This is a genomic window from Vibrio atlanticus (assembly GCF_024347315.1).
Lineage (GTDB): Bacteria > Pseudomonadota > Gammaproteobacteria > Enterobacterales > Vibrionaceae > Vibrio > Vibrio atlanticus.
In genome coordinates this window covers 2564993-2582719 of sequence record NZ_AP025460.1, presented here as the reverse complement: position 1 = coordinate 2582719, position 17727 = coordinate 2564993, and the positions used below count along the sequence as shown (strand labels likewise).

At 42.9% G+C, this 17727-nt stretch carries 19 protein-coding genes; 11 read left to right on the top strand and 8 right to left on the bottom strand.

What is annotated here, in order from left to right:
• The first annotated feature begins 425 nt into the window (after window positions 1–425).
• The 3 genes from OCV30_RS11440 (at window position 426) to cueR (ending at window position 3464) form a co-directional block, all read left to right on the top strand.
• Entirely contained in the window at window positions 426–1580 is a 1155-nt protein-coding gene (locus OCV30_RS11440) for a porin (protein WP_009847358.1), read from the top strand.
• Between the two features lie 125 nt (window positions 1581–1705).
• A complete protein-coding gene (locus tag OCV30_RS11435; protein WP_065679049.1) occupies window positions 1706–2530 on the top strand; it encodes a DUF2057 domain-containing protein in 825 nt (274 codons plus the stop codon).
• A 538-nt stretch (window positions 2531–3068) separates the two neighbouring features.
• On the top strand, window positions 3069–3464 hold the full coding sequence (gene cueR, locus OCV30_RS11430; protein ID WP_009847356.1) for a Cu(I)-responsive transcriptional regulator: 396 nt from the start codon (window positions 3069–3071) through the stop codon (window positions 3462–3464).
• Between the two features lie 37 nt (window positions 3465–3501).
• On the opposite strand, the gene OCV30_RS11425 is transcribed toward cueR, so the two are convergent.
• The 5 genes from OCV30_RS11425 to OCV30_RS11405 form a co-directional block, all read right to left on the bottom strand.
• Window positions 3502–3957, bottom strand: coding sequence for an NfeD family protein (locus OCV30_RS11425; protein WP_009847355.1), 456 nt, complete (start codon window positions 3955–3957; stop codon window positions 3502–3504).
• 3 nt (window positions 3958–3960) lie between these two features.
• Window positions 3961–4890: an SPFH domain-containing protein gene (locus OCV30_RS11420; protein ID WP_009847354.1), complete on the bottom strand. Its 930-nt coding sequence runs from the start codon at window positions 4888–4890 to the stop codon at window positions 3961–3963.
• Window positions 4891–5100: 210 nt separating this feature from the next.
• Window positions 5101–5955, bottom strand: coding sequence for a co-chaperone YbbN (locus OCV30_RS11415; protein WP_065679048.1), 855 nt, complete (start codon window positions 5953–5955; stop codon window positions 5101–5103).
• 395 nt (window positions 5956–6350) lie between these two features.
• The gene (locus tag OCV30_RS11410) at window positions 6351–7178 is read right to left on the bottom strand and encodes an SDR family oxidoreductase (RefSeq protein WP_065679047.1); all 828 of its coding nucleotides are present in this window, start codon (window positions 7176–7178) and stop codon (window positions 6351–6353) included.
• 43 nt (window positions 7179–7221) lie between these two features.
• Entirely contained in the window at window positions 7222–8136 is a 915-nt protein-coding gene (locus tag OCV30_RS11405) for a TIGR01777 family oxidoreductase (RefSeq protein ID WP_065679085.1), read from the bottom strand.
• A gap of 300 nt (window positions 8137–8436) precedes the next feature.
• Between OCV30_RS11405 and OCV30_RS11400 the strand changes: the two genes are divergently transcribed.
• Genes OCV30_RS11400 through yfcE form a run of 5 tightly spaced genes read left to right on the top strand, consistent with a single transcriptional unit; the run spans window position 8437 to window position 11299 of the window.
• Window positions 8437–9171, top strand: a complete 735-nt coding sequence (locus OCV30_RS11400) for a DUF1538 domain-containing protein (RefSeq protein ID WP_009847350.1) — start codon at window positions 8437–8439, stop codon at window positions 9169–9171.
• Complete coding sequence (locus tag OCV30_RS11395; protein WP_065679046.1) at window positions 9168–9962, top strand: DUF1538 domain-containing protein; 795 nt, start codon at window positions 9168–9170, stop codon at window positions 9960–9962. Before OCV30_RS11400 ends, OCV30_RS11395 begins: the two co-directional genes overlap by 4 nt.
• Window positions 9952–10302 carry a P-II family nitrogen regulator gene (locus OCV30_RS11390; RefSeq protein ID WP_009847348.1) on the top strand — a complete coding sequence of 117 codons (351 nt, stop codon included), beginning with the start codon at window positions 9952–9954 and terminating at the stop codon, window positions 10300–10302. Before OCV30_RS11395 ends, OCV30_RS11390 begins: the two co-directional genes overlap by 11 nt.
• Window positions 10299–10706 carry a CBS domain-containing protein gene (locus tag OCV30_RS11385; RefSeq protein ID WP_009847347.1) on the top strand — a complete coding sequence of 136 codons (408 nt, stop codon included), beginning with the start codon at window positions 10299–10301 and terminating at the stop codon, window positions 10704–10706. Before OCV30_RS11390 ends, OCV30_RS11385 begins: the two co-directional genes overlap by 4 nt.
• Before the next feature lie 47 nt (window positions 10707–10753).
• Window positions 10754–11299, top strand: a complete 546-nt coding sequence (gene yfcE / locus OCV30_RS11380; RefSeq protein WP_065679045.1) for a phosphodiesterase — start codon at window positions 10754–10756, stop codon at window positions 11297–11299.
• 30 nt (window positions 11300–11329) lie between these two features.
• Here the strand turns inward: yfcE and OCV30_RS11375 are convergent, their stop codons facing one another.
• The 3 genes from OCV30_RS11375 to OCV30_RS11365 all read right to left on the bottom strand — a co-directional run bounded on the left by OCV30_RS11375 (window position 11330) and on the right by OCV30_RS11365 (window position 13204).
• Window positions 11330–11641, bottom strand: a complete 312-nt coding sequence (locus tag OCV30_RS11375; RefSeq protein ID WP_017096855.1) for an Rdx family protein — start codon at window positions 11639–11641, stop codon at window positions 11330–11332.
• A 134-nt stretch (window positions 11642–11775) separates the two neighbouring features.
• A complete protein-coding gene (locus tag OCV30_RS11370) occupies window positions 11776–12291 on the bottom strand; it encodes a regulatory protein ToxS (RefSeq protein ID WP_009847344.1) in 516 nt (171 codons plus the stop codon).
• 1 nt (window position 12292) lies between these two features.
• Window positions 12293–13204 carry a transcriptional regulator gene (locus OCV30_RS11365; RefSeq protein WP_009847343.1) on the bottom strand — a complete coding sequence of 304 codons (912 nt, stop codon included), beginning with the start codon at window positions 13202–13204 and terminating at the stop codon, window positions 12293–12295.
• Window positions 13205–13474: 270 nt separating this feature from the next.
• Here OCV30_RS11365 and htpG point away from each other — a divergent pair, with 270 nt between their 5' ends.
• The 3 genes from htpG to hemH all read left to right on the top strand — a co-directional run bounded on the left by htpG (window position 13475) and on the right by hemH (window position 17651).
• The gene (gene htpG, locus OCV30_RS11360; protein WP_065679044.1) at window positions 13475–15379 is read left to right on the top strand and encodes a molecular chaperone HtpG; all 1905 of its coding nucleotides are present in this window, start codon (window positions 13475–13477) and stop codon (window positions 15377–15379) included.
• Between the two features lie 388 nt (window positions 15380–15767).
• A complete protein-coding gene (gene adk / locus OCV30_RS11355) occupies window positions 15768–16412 on the top strand; it encodes an adenylate kinase (RefSeq protein WP_009847341.1) in 645 nt (214 codons plus the stop codon).
• A gap of 276 nt (window positions 16413–16688) precedes the next feature.
• Entirely contained in the window at window positions 16689–17651 is a 963-nt protein-coding gene (hemH, locus tag OCV30_RS11350; protein WP_065679043.1) for a ferrochelatase, read from the top strand.
• The last annotated feature ends 76 nt before the right edge of the window (window positions 17652–17727 follow it).

Genomic DNA, 17727 nt, shown 5'->3' with positions numbered 1-17727 from the left:
GTTCCTATACGAACTATGAAATCAGGACAGTGATGACGCTCAACATTAATGAAATGTTGTTATAGTTGTTTGCTAAATGCGAGTGATATCAATTTTTAAGAGGCTGCTGTGTTAGTAAGCTTTTGTTTTTTAATGTTTTTACTCTTTGACCCCTCGGTTTTTTCAATTAGTAGATCTGGATCACTAAGTACATGATAAATTTGCACCAACTCATATTTTTTTAGATGAAAATTAAGTTCTCATTGATCTTTTTTGGGGTGAAGTTAGTCTTATTGGCATGGATGCACATTGTGTATAACCAGAAAGGAAATCGAGAATTCGGTGTTTCAGGGTTCTCAAACAAGAAAAGGTATTTCTCTCTACGGCGGCCAACTTTAGGCGGGAAATATTCAAACAGCTATATCCATTTTTAGGAGTTTTATTCCATGGAAAACAAAATTTTCAAACGTACTTTACTTGGTGCTGCAGTTGCGATGATTTCAAGTGGTGCATTCGCATCTGAATCTTCTCAAGTTGGTGTTATCTCAGATTTTAACGTTCAGGCTTACGGTGTAGCAGCAATCTCTGTTGTTAACTACGATTCAGAAAAAACTAAAAACGGCGTAAAAACTGATACAGGTACGGGATACGATTACGAGAATGAATCTCGAATTGGTTTCCGTGCAAGTAAAGACATGTTCGAGAACGTGAACGTATTCATGCAAATTGAATCTGGTTACGTTGGTGAAAACGGTGACGGTGCGACACTAGGTAATCGTGATACGTTCTTAGGCCTGCAAGGTGACTGGGGTAAAGTACGTTTTGGTCGTATGCTGACGCCAATGTATGAAGTAATTGACTGGCCTTATGCTAACCCAGGTTTGGGCGCAGTATGGGACTGGGGCGGCGATGTTAAATACAACCGTGACCGTCATGGTGATATGGCTCGATACGATTCTGCTGACTTGAATGGTTTTACATTCAACCTAGCAACAGGTCGTGGTGACTCAAGTGTTAAAGATAACTACTTCTACGGCGCGGCTGCTCACTACCGTTTAGCTGATACGGTTACTTTCCACGCTGCTGTTGAATCAGAATCAGATCGTCAACTAACAGCTGCAACAGCTGGAACTGCTGCTGGTACATGTTTAGTTGCTACAGGTTGTGATGGTGTAAACTTTGGCGGCGCAACTCCTGCAGTTGCTGCAACTTCTGCTGAAATGGCTGATACATTTGGTTATCTAATCGGTTTTGAAGCGTCACTTCCAGCAGGTTTCGGTATTTCTGCAGCCTACAAAGCGGGTGAGTCAGATGTTCAAGGCGGCGCTAAATCAGAACAGGCTTCATACTCTGTAATCGGTCAGTACTGGAACGGCCCTTGGGGCTTCAAACTAGGCTACGCGGCTAACCTAGAGTCTGAAACTGATGGTGTTAAAAACGCTGATGAAGATAGCGTAATCTCAGGTCAGCTAATGTACGTTCATAACGGCTTTGTTCCTTACATCCGTATTGCACAGCGTGATATCAAAGCTGACGATAAAGGTTCTATTGCTAACACAGATACGTTCGTTACACGTATTGGTTTAGAGTACGGCTTCTAATTGAAACCATGCTTTAAGTAAAGAGATGCGCTGGCTTGTTAGTCGGCGCATATTCATTTCTGGTCCAGCCTAAGAAAGAAAAGGCATCGAAATAATATTATGGGGAAACCCTCGAGGTAGTTAATATGAAAAAAATAGTTTTAGCATCGATTCCTTTATTCTTAATTGGATGTACAACATTAGATTCTAATAGTGATTTTACAGATTCCGTTAAAAGAATAGAGAGTAAGCAAAATTATCAAATCGTCGTTGGTGAGTCGTTGTCTCCTGATGTGCTTGAAGTCAGACAAGGTCAGCTAGTTAACTCGTCTTTAGAGCTAAATTACGTTACTCCAAACAGTACTGTAACGGTACCTGATTCATACATAACGATGGAGCTTCAGTACTTTAAAAATTACAACGAGTATCGCTCTGTCTTAGTTCAAGGTTCTGAAGGTAAAGTGCCATTAAAACCTTATGCGGCTTCAGCTGAAACATGCAGCGATATATGTACTCAAACACAGTATGTGAAATTTCCTGTATCTAATGAAATCTTCAACGAAGCACCTTTTAAAGATCTAATTTTTGATGTCCAGGTTTCAAATGCGAACAGCATTTCGTTTTCTATTCCTGCTGGCTATATCGAAGCAATCGTAAATACGGGTGATAAAAACGCAACAGCTAAGCCAGTGATAGTAGCAGCACCTGTAGCCGCAGCCGCACCTGTAGCTGCAGTTCCCGCGCTTCAGCAAGAGCCGGTAAGCCAAGCTCAAGAGATGTCAAAATATTGGTTTGAACAAATTCCGACGGAACAAAGAGACTCTGTTATTAACTGGTCTGTAGCAAATCGAAATGGTGTTGTTGATTCTTTAGGTGATAATGTCAAAGAGATTGAAATGTTCGAATATTGGTTTAACAAAGCTTCCAAAGAAGAACGTAAAGCGATAATCAAACAATTAATCGAGTTTTAAAGGAAAGGAGCCTAGGCTCCTTTTTTGTTAGTGTAGAACCTTACCATTACTATGCTTGCATATAACGATAGGCATATATTCTACAACACTACTTCCTAAGTCACATTTTATGATCGGCCCAGATGCAGTGCTTCCTACATTTTGGGCGGATACAGAGAAGCTTAAAATTAAGCTAAAAATTAACGCTAGATAACATTTCATAATGACACCTCACTAAAAATCTCTTCAAACAAGAGATATTCATTATTATGTGAGGTATTTCTCAAAAATCAAAAAAATCAAAAAATTTCCTATGAAAAATAACCAATGCCTATTTTGCTATTTCAATCAGTAACTTGTTGATAGTTGGTGTTTGGGTTTGTTGGAAAATCTAAGCTACTCTCATCATTTGATGTAAAATAGCCATAAACAGCAGACTTTATTTTCGAACATTATATTGCTTCAATGTTTTTGTTTCGGTAGTTAGCATTCCTAGATGTTTGAATAATGGTCTTAGGTTTCTAAATAGTTTTTATGCGATATTTACTTGAGTAATATTATGAACATAAGCGAAGTTGCAAGCCTCACGCAGTTATCACCTAAGTCTATTCGTTTGTATGAAGACAAAGGGGTGATATCTGCACCGTTACGTTCTGAAAATGGTTATCGGTCTTATGGTGAGAAGCAGATCAAGGAACTCGGAATCGTAGCGAAAGCGAGAAGCGCTGGTTTTTCGCTTGATGAGTGTCGTGCGCTTGTTGAATTAGCCGACAACCCATGTCGAGAAAGTGCCGATGTTAAAGCAAAAGCGCTAAGTAAATTGGAAGAAGTGAATAAAAAAATTGAAGACTTATTGATCATTCAGAAGACATTGAAAGAGTGGGTTGAACAATGCCCTGGTGACTCAAATAGCCATTGCCCAATTATCGATTCACTTGTAGAGAAAAAGCCATAAGTTGGTTACTTATGGCTTTGAAGGAGGGTTTTCTTGATTATTGTTTAGTAGGGCTTATAGTGAGAACAATGCCATCGACAGCAGTAATCACGACTTCCTCTCCCGCATCAATATCATGTGTACTCATCGCAGACCATGAGCTATCCCCTAGCTTTATCCTGCAGTTACCTTTTTGTACCGGCTCTAAGAGGCGAGTCTTTCTTCCAATCAGTTGCTTCTCTCGCTGATTAAGGTCTCGAGTAGAGTCAGATTGCTTGTCACTAGACAGCTGTCTTCTCCACCACAGCCAAGTGGTGATAAGCGAGAAGCTCGCAAAGGATAGCCATTGCATCTGCCAACCGATTGGTAGTGCGCCTAATAGGGCCCCGACTAGCATGGCAGATATGCCTATCCATAAAAAGTAACCAGCGGTTCCAATTAGCTCAAGTGCTAACAATGCTAGACCAAACGCTAACCAATGCCAGTAGTTTACTTGTTCGAGTAATTCGACCATAAGTTAGTCCTTACTACCTTTGTCATTCTTATGTGCAAACATCTCTGCAATACCCGCAACAGAACCCATTAGTCCAGTCGCTTCGAGCGGTAGCATAATGATCTTACCGTTTTCTGCTTGGCCAATAGACTTCAGTGCGTCGGTGTAACCTTGTGCAATAAAGTAATTGACTGCTTGCATGTCACCTTGAGCAATCGCTGTTGATACCATTTCTGTCGCTTTAGCCTCAGCTTCGGCTGCCCGTTCACGAGCTTCAGCTTGAAGTATCGCGGCTTGCTTTTGGCCTTCTGCTTTTAAGATCTCTGATTGCTTGTGACCTTCTGCTTTCAATATCTCAGCTTGTCGTACACCCTCTGCCTCTAGGATATCTGCACGTTTGTTACGCTCGGCTTTCATCTGAGCATTCATCGCAGCGGTAAGGTCTGCTGGTGGCTGTACGTCTTTGATTTCGATACGCGTAACTTTGACACCCCAAGGGTTTGTCGCTTCATCAACGATATTCAATAACTTGGTGTTAATCATGTCTCGCTGGCTGAGCATTTCATCCAGTTCCATCGAGCCCAGTACAGTACGGATATTGGTGAGAGTTAAATTACGAATCGCGTGCTCAAGATCATTCACCTCATAAGCCGCTTTAGGCGCGTCGATCACTTGAACGAAACACACCGCATCAATAACCACATTTGCATTATCTTTGGAGATGACTTCTTGTGCCGGGATGTCGAGAACACGTTCCATCATACTGATGCGTTGTCCGATTTTATCGATAAATGGAATGATCAGGTTCAGACCTGGTTGGAGGGTTTGTGTATAACGGCCGAAGCGTTCTACGGTCCAGTTATTGCCTTGCGGAACCGTTTTTACTCCGGCGAAAATAAACAATATTGCGACGGCAGTAAAGACGCCGATAGTAATCAATGTATCAATAGCCATACAAAATCCTTTGCAAGTTTAAGTTTTTGATAGTTCAGTATTGATACTGGCTCATATTTAAATTCTGAGCAAATTTATAAATGAGAAATGGGCCATAAAATATTGATTTTATGGCCCATTTTACATTCTATTATTCGATAAACTAATTGATTGAATTGTCAATTTTCGATGAGATATACGATGCTTATCTTTAGTGCTTTTAGGGTTTAGTTAGTAGAGCAGAGAGTACAGCTGTCGGCGGTACTTACTGGCAACTGGGTTACCTTGTCCAAGCGCACTTAAGATATCCATGAATTCTTTTTTCATATGACCATTGCAAGCATTTAGATCTTTTGCAAGGAAAGACCACAACAGTTCCATCGCTTCTTCGTTGCGATTCACTTGGTGATATTGCAATGCTAATTCAGATGCTGTCTTAGCGTCATTTGGGTCTTGTTGAAGAGCGGTTTCTAGCGCTTGAATTTCAGGGCTGTCTGCCGCCTGTTTGTGCAGTTCGAGTTTAGCGACTAAGCCTTTGTAGTAATTGTCTTGATATTCTAGAGGGATAGTCGACAGTTGAGTTTCAGCTAGATCAAACTGTTGCGTTTCTAGTAAACACTCTGCGATCGCCAGTTTTACCTCGCCTTTGCCCGTCAGTTCTATTGGCAATTGTTGCATTGCCGCGAGCGCTTGTGCGTGCTCGCCTGCTTGCATTTGCTCGAGAGCCTGACGCAGTGCGAGCTCGTCTTGGCTAGGAAGATGTTTTCCTAACATTTCAACAATCGCTTCTATGCTTTGTGGGCCACCCAAACCATCAACAGGCTGACCGTTAACAAACAGTGCAATAGTAGGGAGTGCTTGTACGCCAAATTGGCTAGCAATTGCCTGCTCTTGTTCACAATTCAACAGAGCTAAAGTAAAAGCGCCGTTGTATTGCTGAGTTAATGTTTGCAGTTCAGGGATCACCTGAGCACTTTCTTGGCTCATTGGTGCCCAAAAGTGGATGAGTACAGGCGTCTGCATTGAGGTTTCTAATACTTGACGAAAGTTCTGCTCATTAAGTTCAACAATATGCGGAGATTGCATTTACGTTCCTTGAGGTGTGTTTTGTGGGTACGTTGCAAATATGGGGGGAGATGCTGGTAACTTCAAGATCTAACTTGGTTATCTCAAATAAAAAGAGCCAAAATAGAAAAACGCTATGCTTCTATGTTGATAGAGTGGTTATCTCAACAGGGAAGGCATAGCGTTATCATTAAGGTGGTCAGTGAGGCATAGCGTAAGATACTCAAAACAGAATAAACAACGTAATCGCCAGACTCACACCGACCCAATTAAGGCGGTTTAAAGTCATGAAATATCCAGATTAGTTTCATCAATTGGGAATAATTGATGAGATAGGACAATCATGACATCTTATTGTTACGGAAAAATTACATCGTTACATTAAAGTTTGCGACTGTTGATGCAAAGTTAGTAATTTATGCTGCTTTTCTCAAAATAGGGTCTAGCAAGCGACTCGGTAGAATTCTTTTCAATACCGCGAACACTTTAGTTGGGGTCGTCACTCGGTATCTTAGCTTTGGTTTCTCTGCGGTGAGTGCGTGATAAACTGGCTCAACACAACTTTCAGGCGGAAGAACAAAAGCGTTGTTCGATGACTCTTTTTCGAGTCGGTCTTTTTGTTGTTGATAAGCTTCTTGATGAGCGCTGCCAGCAATGGTGATCCATTTATTGAAAGCTTTCAGGGCATTATTTCTAAATTGGGTCTCTATTGGACCTGGCTGCAATAACGAGATATGAATGCCACTACCATGCAGTTCTAAACGTAACGTATCTGTCCAGCCTTCTAGCGCGAACTTTGAAGCGTTGTAAGCGCCACGATATTTCATGGCCGCAAAGCCTAATACGGAACTGTTTTGTACGATTCGACCTTCACCGCGTTCGCGCATGTGCGGGAGGATCTGACAAACAAGATGATGCCAGCCAAAGAAGTTGGTTTCGAATTGCTCTCTGAGACCTTGGGTCGGTAAGTCTTCTAGCGCGCCAGCTTGACCATAAGCGCCGTTATTGAATAAACCATATAATCCGTTAGGCGCTAGCTCAATAGCAAGTTGTGCAGCTTGTTCAATGCTTTCTTGGTTAGAAAGGTCGAGCTGTATGCAGGTCAGTCCCTCATCTTGCAGACGCTGTACATCTTGCGGATGACGACACGATGCAATGACGTAAAAGCCACGCTTTTGTAGTGCATGCGCACATGTGTAGCCAATACCCGTTGAGCAACCGGTGATCAGAATCGACTTGTTCACGCTTAATCCTTCATTAGAGTCTTTATCGCTCTAGGGTAAAGAATTAGTCTTGATGTTGTAACAAGTTTTTTAATGCTGGTTCGATTCTTGAGTAACTAAAGATAAATCCCATTTCAGTGAGTTTCTTTGGTTTGGAACGAATGCTGTCAAAGAGCAAACAAGAAGATTCCCCCATCAGAAGCGACATTGCCCATTTCGGAGTGAATAGGAAATGAGGTCGGCGTAGTTGCTTGGCGAGTGTGCTGCTGAACAGTTTGTTGGTGACAGGGTGCGGGGCACACATATTAAATTCCCCTTGAGCGTGAGGAATTGACAATAAGTGGTTGATGGCTCTCACCATATCAAGCATGTGAATCCAAGGCATGTACTGTTCGCCTGAACCAAGTGGTCCGCCTACTCCGAGTTTGTAGGGCATTAGCATCTTCTTCAACGCGCCGCCATTTTCGCCTAACACAATCCCTGTTCTTAGTAGTATCACACGCGTCTCATCGGATTGGGCTCTCTTGGCTATATCTTCCCAGTACGCGCAGACTTTGTGAGGAAAACTTTCGTCTTCTACTCGTAGTGATTCATCAAATGGGTGTTGCTGTTGATCGCCATAGTAACCCACGGCTGAGCCGCTAATGAAAGCCTGCGGTGGGTTGCTACTGGCATGAATTAACTCGACCAGTTTTTCAGTAATGTGCCAACGACTGTTACAGATCCTCTCTTTTTGCTCCGCACTCCAACGCTTGTCAGCGATCGGTTCGCCAGCAAGATTGACCACGACATCGAAGTCATTGAGATCGCTGAGTTCATCAAGAGATTGAATGTAATGAAGGTTATTCTGGTTCAGGTGATTTAGGTTTTGCTTCGCTTTTTCGGGGCTCCGTGTCAACAATGTCACATCGTCAGTATTCCAACTTTTGACCAATTCAGAACCAATAAATCCCGTACCACCAGTTAACAATATCTTCATACCAATCTCCCTATTAAACATAATTATAGACATGGCTTGTTTTTGAACGCCAATCAATACGAAAAAATCACTATAACGATCAGTTGGTTTCAATTGTGTGATACCCAAATTACGCCGTATCAATTTACGAAAGAATGAAATTAAATTCATCAGGTTAGGATGTATACCGCTATCACACTTATGCACTTTACTCCGATATGTTACCAACTGCGTAATATTTGTCACATAAGGAATGATAAGGATTTGCCATGATTATTAGTAATTAATAACCAGACACAATTTCAATGACTAGGAGTTGCGATGACGGCAGTGCTTGCTTTGTTTCGAGCCATGTTAGGTAGTTTAAGGGATCTCTTGCCGATCGTGGCGGTGATTGCTTTCTTCCAGCTTGCTGTTTTGCAAGAACCACTTCCTCATCTGTTGTCTATTCTAACTGGCTTAGTGCTGGTGGTTTTTGGACTGACTTTTTTTATCTTTGGCCTTGAAATGGGTCTGTTCCCAATCGGCGAGTCGATGGCTCAAGCTTTTGCTCGTAAGGGGAGCGTGTTTTGGTTATTGACCTTCGCTTTCTGTTTAGGGTTTGGTACCACCATTGCGGAACCCGCATTAACCGCAGTGGCCGCCGAAGCAGCAGAAGTGGCCGCTGAAGGTGGTGTTATTCCCAACTCTCTAGACGAAATGGAACAGTACGCCGATGGTTTGCGCTTCACGGTGGCACTGTCGGTCGGCATCGCAATTTTACTTGGTGTGCTGCGAATCTTAAAAGGTTGGCCAATCCAGTACATGATCATCGGTGGTTATATTGGTGTGGTGGTGCTCACCGCTTTCGCCCCTGAAAACATCATTGGGATCGCGTATGATTCTGGCGGAGTGACGACATCGACCATTACCGTTCCGTTAGTGACCGCATTGGGCGTGGGTTTAGCCTCTGCGATTAAAGGGCGAAACCCGATGATTGATGGCTTTGGATTGATCGCCTTTGCTTCACTGCTGCCGATGATGTTTGTCATGGTCTACGGGATGGTGGTGACATGATCAGTGCTCAGCAATTTATCGACACCTTTCTTGGCACTGTCATGGATGTGATTCCGATTGCGATGATCATCTTCGGTTTTCAATTAGCGGTGCTGCGCAAGCCAGTTAATAACTTAGGCAAAGTGCTGATAGGTTTCTTTTACGTCATTCTTGGGTTGTCGCTCTTTTTGATGGGGTTAGAGCTCGCGCTGTTTCCTTTAGGGGAGACGATGGCAATGCAACTCACCGAACCAAATTTATTGACTGAGTTCAAGGTCAGTTCAGGCCTTACCTTGGCTTGGTTTGACTATTACTGGGTTTACCTTTTCGCGTTTTGTATTGGTTTCAGTACCACGATAGCCGAGCCCTCTTTGATCGCCGTTGCTATTAAGGCAAACCAAGTTTCCGGTGGCAGTATCAGTGTTAACGGGCTGAGGATCTCCGTGGCGTTAGGTGTAGCGATTGGCATATCGCTAGGTAGTTATCGCATCGTGGCTGGCGACCCTATTCATTACTACATCATTGCTGGCTATGTCATTGTGGTTATTCAGACCTTTTATGCTCCCAAATTGATTATTCCATTGGCTTACGATTCTGGTGGGGTTACGACATCAACGGTGACGGTACCTTTAGTGACGGCACTTGGGTTGGGACTCGCGTCAACGGTGCCAGGAAGAAATCCGGTAATTGATGGCTTTGGGTTGATTGCTTTCGCGAGCTTATTTCCAATTATATCCGTGATGGGGTATGCCCAAATAACGCAATGGTTAAACCGATCACAATCCTCTAAGGAGAGCAAAGATGCGCTTTAAACTTATCTTAGCGTTTGTAGAAGAGAGCAAGACCGATATCGTGCTCGACGCCGCGCGTGATGCGGGTGCAACAGGGGCAACCGTGATTAACAATGCCAGAGGGCAGGGGCTAAACCAAAAGCGCACCTTCTTTGGTTTAACGTTAGAGGTACAAAAAGATGTGCTGCTGTTTGTGGTTGAAGAACATTTGGCTAGGCATATTCTAGAAACCATTGGTGAAGTAGGGGAGTTCGACCAAGAGTCAGGACAAGGAATCGCTGTCCAGATCGATGTTGAAGATGCTGTAGGCGTTGCGCACCAAGTTGAGACGTTAACCAAGGTTGTGGAGGACGAGTTATGAGTGGCAGTGAAAAAATCCGAGTAAGCGATGTAATGGCTAATACATATGTGATTATCGATGGGCTAACCACTGTGTTGGAAGCGATAGAGATGGCTAAGAAGCACAAAGTGAAAGCTATCATTGTCGATAAGCGCCACGAAGATGACGAATACGGCATCGTATTGATGAATGATATTGCCAAGAAAGTACTGGCTAAGAACCGATCTCCAAAGCGAACCAATGTTTATGAGATCATGACCAAGCCAGCGCTAAGCGTGTCTGCCGATATGAATGTGAAGTATTGTGCTCGCCTGTTTGAACGCTTTGGTATCAGTCGTGCCCCTGTGGTCAGTGACCATAAAATAGTTGGTATGGTTAGTTACAATAATATCGTGATCAACGGTATGGCGAGAGATGACGTGTAGCTGTTAGATACGTACAATAGGCTCATAAATTTTATGGAGAAGTACGTGTGAAATTATTTTTTGCTTCAGACCTACACGGTTCGCTGCCAGCAACAGAAAAGGTATTAGAACTCTACCAAGCGTCTGGTGCGCAATATTTAGTGCTATTGGGTGACATTCTGAATCATGGTCCAAGAAACCCGATCCCTGAAGGATACAACCCGCCGGCGGTTGCAGAGAAGTTGAATGCGTTTTCTCAAGAGATCATTGCTGTTCGTGGTAACTGCGATAGCGAAGTGGATCAGATGTTGTTGTCTTTTCCAATGATGATGGATTACTCGTGGGTACTATTAGAATCAGGCCAACGTATTTTTCTAACTCATGGTCATTTGTACAACACTAATAAACGCCCCGCGCTGAAGGCGGGTGATATTATTGCCCATGGTCATACCCATATTCCTGTTGCTGAATACCAAGATGACATCTTTATCTTTAATCCTAGCTCGGTGACATTCCCACGAGATGGCCACGCAGCTAGCTACGGTGTATATGAAAATAACACGTTCAAAGTTATTAGCCTTGAGGGTGACGTAATTGTGAGTGGCGAGCTTTAAATAAACTCAATCGGCGGCGTTAGAAAAGGCTTACTTTGAGTCTACGTGGCCGAGGTCCCTGTCTGGAGCAATGATGTTTCGCACTCTTTGCTTCAGAACTTTAGCCTCAGGAAAACCGTCGTCCGCTTTTCTTTCCCAAATCTGTATTCCATTACAAAAAACCTCAAATCGACCTCCGGTATCAGGGTGTAAACTCACTTGCTCTATCTCTTCACTGAAAGTATGCAGTAACTCTTGGCATAACCAACTAGAACGAAGCATCCAATTGCATTGACGACAATAGTGTATTGCGATGGTTGCCTTGGTGATTGATGCACTTACCGAGCTTGGTTCTGTATTCATAGATACCCCTAAAAATCCTAAAACAGTAGTTTGATGTCAACAGTTAATAAAAAAGGGGCATCATGCCCCTTTCTATTGGTATATCGTTTAATGATATACAGTAAATCACTGTTGAGTTTTAGCTTAATCTGATTTTAGTTTGAGAATAACACCGTAGAACCATGATTTAGGCTAGTGAGCAGCAGTGCTTTCTGATTAATAATATCAATGCGTCGGCTTTGTTCTGCATCCATTTTAATCACTTGAGTGATCAGCTCGAGTTGCTCTTCCGAAAAATCTTGGCGCTCAGCAGAAGTCACATCTTTAAACTCCGTTGGCGAAATCAGTAAATAGTTATCGTTAATATCCCACTGACCTGTTTCGGAGATATTGATGACGTTTGCGGGTGCAGTCTGAGTGCCATACAGTTTAACTACAGCCATTCTCAGATACGTACCGTTTGGCAAATACTTCGCATTCGATGATAGCTCAACCTTACGCAGTGGCCCGATTGAATCCTCTTGCTTGATATCGCTAATCAGAGTCACCATTTTCGATTGCCATTCGTGTTGCGTAAGCAAGCGTTCTATCTTTGCATCGCTACCCCAGTATAACCAGCCGCTCAAGAAAGCAGAGATAACCAGTAAAATAATGGATAATTTTAATTTCATGTTACTGACCACCGTTACAAATGTCGTGTACATCCGACTGGTTTGCGTAAATTCTTAGAGTTACATTCTCGCTCGAGTAATCTTGAGGGTGAATATAGTTTAGAGCTAGATTGTTACCTTGTCCGCCTGTTGCAATCACCTCAGTTGGCTTTAGCATGCCAGTGTGGCTGGTGTTGTAACGCAATACACATTTCTCTATCGCTGGCAGCCAACTAGTCAGAGTTGGATGGTTGATTGGGGTTTGAACTTTGACACCATTAACCTCTGCTAATGTTCGAAACTCTGACTCTGCTGGGTTCTTTAACGTTAAAACGAGTATTGGCATAATGAAAGCGACAAGTAACATTCCAAACGTTAACCATTTATTCGAACTTTCATCTTTAGGTTTAACCTGATTGGTTACTGGCTCGACTTCGACATGATTTTCTTGAGCCTTTGCAGTTGGCTCTGGATCAATAGTTTCAGTGATGACCTCATCAGCTAATGTGGTATTAGCAAATGTTAAAATAGGCTCTACGTCACTTTCTGCAATTTCAGCTGTTGTTGGCTGATCGTTTGATGACAGTGGTGCTGAGCGCTCAACAGTCGCGATAAATTGATAACCACGTTTAGGAACGGTTTTTACAAATGCTGGAGATTTGGTTGAGTCTTTTAGCATTTTTCTGAGTGTTGATACCGCTTGCGTTAAGCTGGAGTCGTCCACCTCAAAGCCTTGGTCTCGCCAAACATATTCGTGTAATTCGTTACGAGTGATAACTTCATTGGGTCTTTCTGACAGCATTAGGAGAATGCGGCTTTCATTGCTGCCAAGGCGTACGACTTCACCGTCGCTCATCTGATCAACAAGTGAGTTGCTATTTGGGTCGAATACGAACCGCTGTGCGAGAATAAACTTTGTGCCGATATTACTCATTGAATTCTTCTATTTTAGATGATTTGGGGTGTGAAATAGACAAATCTCAGGTGAAGTCCTATTAATTCTTCACCAAATCATGGCTTCTTTTATGTTCTTTTATATTTATAACACTCAAGGATAATAAAAACAGATCAAAAAAACAGTGTTTTTATGCTTTTTGACCTTGAATTTACATTTGTCATCCTCATGTTAATGAACAGAAGAGTGGCATAATGTGCAACGCCCCTATGGTTATTCAACATAAAGTATAGATGTTTTGGAGTAAAAATGAGCGAAACGGCAACGCAAAATAAAGAGACTCGTGGCTTTCAATCTGAAGTAAAACAACTACTTCATCTAATGATTCACTCACTGTATTCAAATAAAGAAATCTTTCTACGTGAGCTGATCTCTAACGCATCTGACGCGGCTGATAAGCTTCGTTTCCAAGCGCTATCAAATGGCGACCTTTACCAAGGCGATGCTAATTTAGGTGTGAAACTTTCGTTCAACGCTGAAGCAAATACTTTAACGATCTCTGATAACGGCATAGGTATGAGCCGCGACAACGTTATTGAGCATTTAGGTACTATTGCTAAGTCAGGCACCGCAGACTTTTTCTCAAAGCTGTCTGAAGACCAAAGCAAAGATTCTCAATTGATTGGTCAATTTGGTGTGGGTTTCTATTCTGCATTTATCGTTGCAGACGCAGTGACTGTTCGCACTCGAGCTGCTGGACTTGCTAATGACCAAGCTGTGCAATGGCACTCTGCGGGTGAAGGTGATTACACTATCGAAGACATCACGAAAGAATCTCGTGGTACAGACATCATTCTTCATATGCGTGAAGACGGCAAAGAGTTCTTAAATGAATGGCGTCTACGTGAAGTGATTGGTAAGTATTCTGATCACATCGGTATCCCTGTCTCTATCTTCACAGCGGTGAAAGATGACGAAGGTAAAGACACCGAAGAGAAGCATTGGGAGCAGATTAACAAGGCTCAAGCGCTTTGGACTCGTAACAAGTCTGATATCGAGAAAGAAGAGTACCAAGAGTTTTACAAGCACGTATCTCACGACTTTGCTGATCCACTAACGTGGAGCCATAACAAAGTTGAAGGTAAGAACGACTACACAAGCCTACTTTACATCCCAGCTAAAGCACCTTGGGATATGATGAATCGTGACCATAAGAGCGGCTTGAAACTATACGTGCAACGTGTGTTTATTATGGATGACGCAGAGCAGTTTATGCCATCTTACATGCGTTTCGTTCGTGGCTTGATTGATTCAAACGATTTACCACTGAACGTGTCTCGTGAAATCCTGCAAGATAATAAGGTAACTCAGTCTCTTCGTGGCGCATGTACCAAGCGCGTACTCACTATGCTTGAGCGCATGGCGAAGAATGACAACGACAAGTACTTGGAGTTTTGGAAAGAGTTCGGCCTAGTACTGAAAGAAGGCCCTGCTGAAGACATGGCGAACAAAGAAAAAATCGCTGGTCTACTTCGTTTCTCATCAACGGAAGTGGATTCTGTTGAGCAAACCATCAGCCTAGCATCTTACGTTGAACGCATGAAAGAAGGCCAAGACAAGATCTATTACCTAACAGCAGATAGTTACGCTGCCGCTAAGAACAGCCCACACTTGGAGCAGTTCAAAGCAAAAGGTATCGAAGTTGTTCTCATGTACGATCGTATCGATGAGTACGTAATGAATTACCTGACTGACTTCGACGGTAAACAGTTCCAATCGATCACTAAAGCAGGCTTAGACCTAAGCAAGTTTGAAGGTGAAGAAGAGAAAGAGAAGCAAAAAGAGACAGAAGAAGAGTTCAAATCTGTTGTTGAGCGCACTCAATCTTACCTAGGTGGTCGTGTTAAAGAAGTTCGTACTACTTTCAAGCTCGCAACAACACCTGCCGTTGTGGTGACTGATGACTTCGAAATGGGCACGCAAATGGCTAAGCTTCTTGAAGCTGCGGGTCAAGCGGCACCTGAAGTTAAGTACATCTTTGAGATTAACCCTGAGCACGCACTTGTGAAACAGATGGCTGATGAAGCGGACGAGCAAGCGTTTGGTCGTTGGGTTGAGCTACTACTTGGTCAAGCTATGCTGGCTGAAAAGGGATCAATGGAAGATCCGTCACAATTCTTAGGTGCAATCAACGAACTACTGACAAAACGTTAGTCTTTCGACTTTGGGCTAAGCTCATAATTATAAATAAAAGCTCGCTAATGCGGGCTTTTTTTGTGAACGTCGCTTAACTTCATCGAAATGTCACTAAAGTTGCCAATGAGACGAACGCAAACGCTGTCGATACATTCTTTAGTCTTAATTTCAGCAAAATTGAATATTAATGTGATAGAATGCTCGACCTAATCAGCTGGCACTACGAACCTATCATCTCCAGTTGTATGATTTTTAAACGTTATACCGAAACTTACCGTTTTGCTTCTGTTTACAGTTGTGCTTAGCCTCAGTTGTTACCTAACCTCTCTTGTTCGACTTAAATTGAACCAGAAAGGCGGGATAGTGAGCTTCGGTATAAATCATAATTTTTATAAGAGGATTAAACATGCGCATCATTCTTCTAGGTGCTCCTGGCGCGGGTAAAGGTACTCAAGCTAACTTCATCATGAACAAATTTGGTATCCCTCAAATTTCAACTGGTGACATGCTACGTGCTGCTATCAAAGCGGGTACTGAGCTTGGTAAGCAAGCAAAATCAGTAATCGACGCTGGTCAGCTAGTTTCTGATGAAATTATCCTTGGTCTTATCAAAGAGCGTATCGCTCAAGATGACTGTGAGAAAGGTTTCCTACTAGACGGTTTCCCACGCACAATCCCTCAAGCTGATGGCCTAAAAGAAATGGGTATCGCAGTAGACTACGTTGTTGAATTCGACGTAGCTGACGATGTGATTGTTGAGCGTATGGCTGGTCGTCGTGCTCACCTACCTTCTGGCCGTACATACCACAATGTGTACAACCCACCTAAAGAAGAAGGTAAAGATGACATCACAGGCGAAGAGCTAGTGGTTCGTGATGACGACAAAGAAGAAACAGTTCGTGCACGTCTAGGTGTATACCACGATCAAACAGCTCCGCTTATCTCTTACTACGGTAAAGAAGCTGAAGCAGGTAACACTAAGTACCTTAAGTTCGACGGTACTAAGCAAGTTGCTGAAGTTAGTGCAGAACTTGAGAAAGCACTAGCATAATTGGCTAACAGCCAGTTTTAGAATTTGATATATTGGAAGCGACCTTAAGGTCGCTTTTTTTGTTTCAATTTTTAGTCATATACCAATCTAGATAAACTCGATTGTGCACTGTTTCCGTGGTACGGCTTAGATTCGCGCGGCTAACGATCAATGTGATGTTGTGATCACCTAGGTTAAGAACGATTATTCTTAAATTTAGTAGCACAACAATGATCTTAAACTTATGTAGATTAGTATATTACGTTCCAAAAAATCACATATTGGTCTCAGGTATCTATGGAAAATAATAAAAAGCAGGGCGTTTTACTGGTGAACTTAGGAACACCAGACTCAGCGACCCCAGCTGGCGTTCGTCGATTTTTGAGTGAATTCTTACACGACAAGCGAGTCGTAAACTTAACGCGTTGGTTGTGGTGTCCTATTTTACATGGGGTGATCTTACCGATTAGAGCGCCGAAAGTGGCTAAGCTGTATCAGTCTGTTTGGATGGATGAAGGCTCACCACTGCTTGTGTACTCTCAAAGACAAGCCGAAAAGCTCCAGAAAAAATTACAGATACCCGTAGCGCTGGGTATGACCTATGGTAACCCAAGCCTTAAAACGGGCGTTGAGCAATTAATGGAGCAGGGCGTTGAAGACATCATCGTATTGCCTTTATATCCTCAATACTCAGGGACAACCACAGCGGCCGTATCTGATGGCTTAACCAAGGCCTTTAAGCAGATGTCAGTGATTCCGAGCTATCGCTTTATTCGCGACTACTACGCGCACCCAAGCTACGCAAAAGCATTGGCTGAAAGCGTGCGTAGCCATTGGTATAAAAATGGTAGAGCCGATCATTTAGTTTGTTCTTTCCACGGTATTCCGAAGCGATTGGCTGATGAAGGCGACATCTACCCACAGCATTGTGAAGCGACAACAAAGCTGCTTGCTGCTGAGTTAGGCTTATCAGCGGACGATATCACCATGACATACCAATCTCGATTTGGTCGAGAAGAGTGGTTGAAGCCATACACTGACGAGACACTTGAATCATTGCCAAGCAAAGGCATCAAAAAAATCGATATTATGGCGCCTGCATTTTCTGTGGATTGTTTAGAAACGTTAGAAGAGATTTCGGATCAGTGTAAAGAGACCTTCATTGACGCTGGTGGTTCAGACTTCAGCTACATTACGTGTCTGAATGATAGAGACTCGCACATCGATATGATGGCGGAGTTAGTGGCGCTGTATCGTTAAATACGACTTCGCCTAAACTGTCATGCATATCTAAAAATAACAAAAGGGCTGCTCATTGAGCAGCCCTTTTTGATCT

Coding starts and splice junctions, on each gene's coding strand:
- OCV30_RS11440 (WP_009847358.1), top strand. CDS start 426: ATGGAAAACAAAATTTTCAAACGTACTTTACTTGGTGCTGCAGTTGCG.
- OCV30_RS11435 (WP_065679049.1), top strand. CDS start 1,706: ATGAAAAAAATAGTTTTAGCATCGATTCCTTTATTCTTAATTGGATGT.
- cueR (WP_009847356.1), top strand. CDS start 3,069: ATGAACATAAGCGAAGTTGCAAGCCTCACGCAGTTATCACCTAAGTCT.
- OCV30_RS11425 (WP_009847355.1), bottom strand. CDS start 3,957: ATGGTCGAATTACTCGAACAAGTAAACTACTGGCATTGGTTAGCGTTT.
- OCV30_RS11420 (WP_009847354.1), bottom strand. CDS start 4,890: ATGGCTATTGATACATTGATTACTATCGGCGTCTTTACTGCCGTCGCA.
- OCV30_RS11415 (WP_065679048.1), bottom strand. CDS start 5,955: ATGCAATCTCCGCATATTGTTGAACTTAATGAGCAGAACTTTCGTCAA.
- OCV30_RS11405 (WP_065679085.1), bottom strand. CDS start 8,136: ATGAAGATATTGTTAACTGGTGGTACGGGATTTATTGGTTCTGAATTG.
- OCV30_RS11400 (WP_009847350.1), top strand. CDS start 8,437: ATGACGGCAGTGCTTGCTTTGTTTCGAGCCATGTTAGGTAGTTTAAGG.
- OCV30_RS11395 (WP_065679046.1), top strand. CDS start 9,168: ATGATCAGTGCTCAGCAATTTATCGACACCTTTCTTGGCACTGTCATG.
- OCV30_RS11390 (WP_009847348.1), top strand. CDS start 9,952: ATGCGCTTTAAACTTATCTTAGCGTTTGTAGAAGAGAGCAAGACCGAT.
- OCV30_RS11385 (WP_009847347.1), top strand. CDS start 10,299: ATGAGTGGCAGTGAAAAAATCCGAGTAAGCGATGTAATGGCTAATACA.
- OCV30_RS11375 (WP_017096855.1), bottom strand. CDS start 11,641: ATGAATACAGAACCAAGCTCGGTAAGTGCATCAATCACCAAGGCAACC.
- OCV30_RS11370 (WP_009847344.1), bottom strand. CDS start 12,291: ATGAAATTAAAATTATCCATTATTTTACTGGTTATCTCTGCTTTCTTG.
- OCV30_RS11365 (WP_009847343.1), bottom strand. CDS start 13,204: ATGAGTAATATCGGCACAAAGTTTATTCTCGCACAGCGGTTCGTATTC.
- htpG (WP_065679044.1), top strand. CDS start 13,475: ATGAGCGAAACGGCAACGCAAAATAAAGAGACTCGTGGCTTTCAATCT.
- adk (WP_009847341.1), top strand. CDS start 15,768: ATGCGCATCATTCTTCTAGGTGCTCCTGGCGCGGGTAAAGGTACTCAA.
- hemH (WP_065679043.1), top strand. CDS start 16,689: ATGGAAAATAATAAAAAGCAGGGCGTTTTACTGGTGAACTTAGGAACA.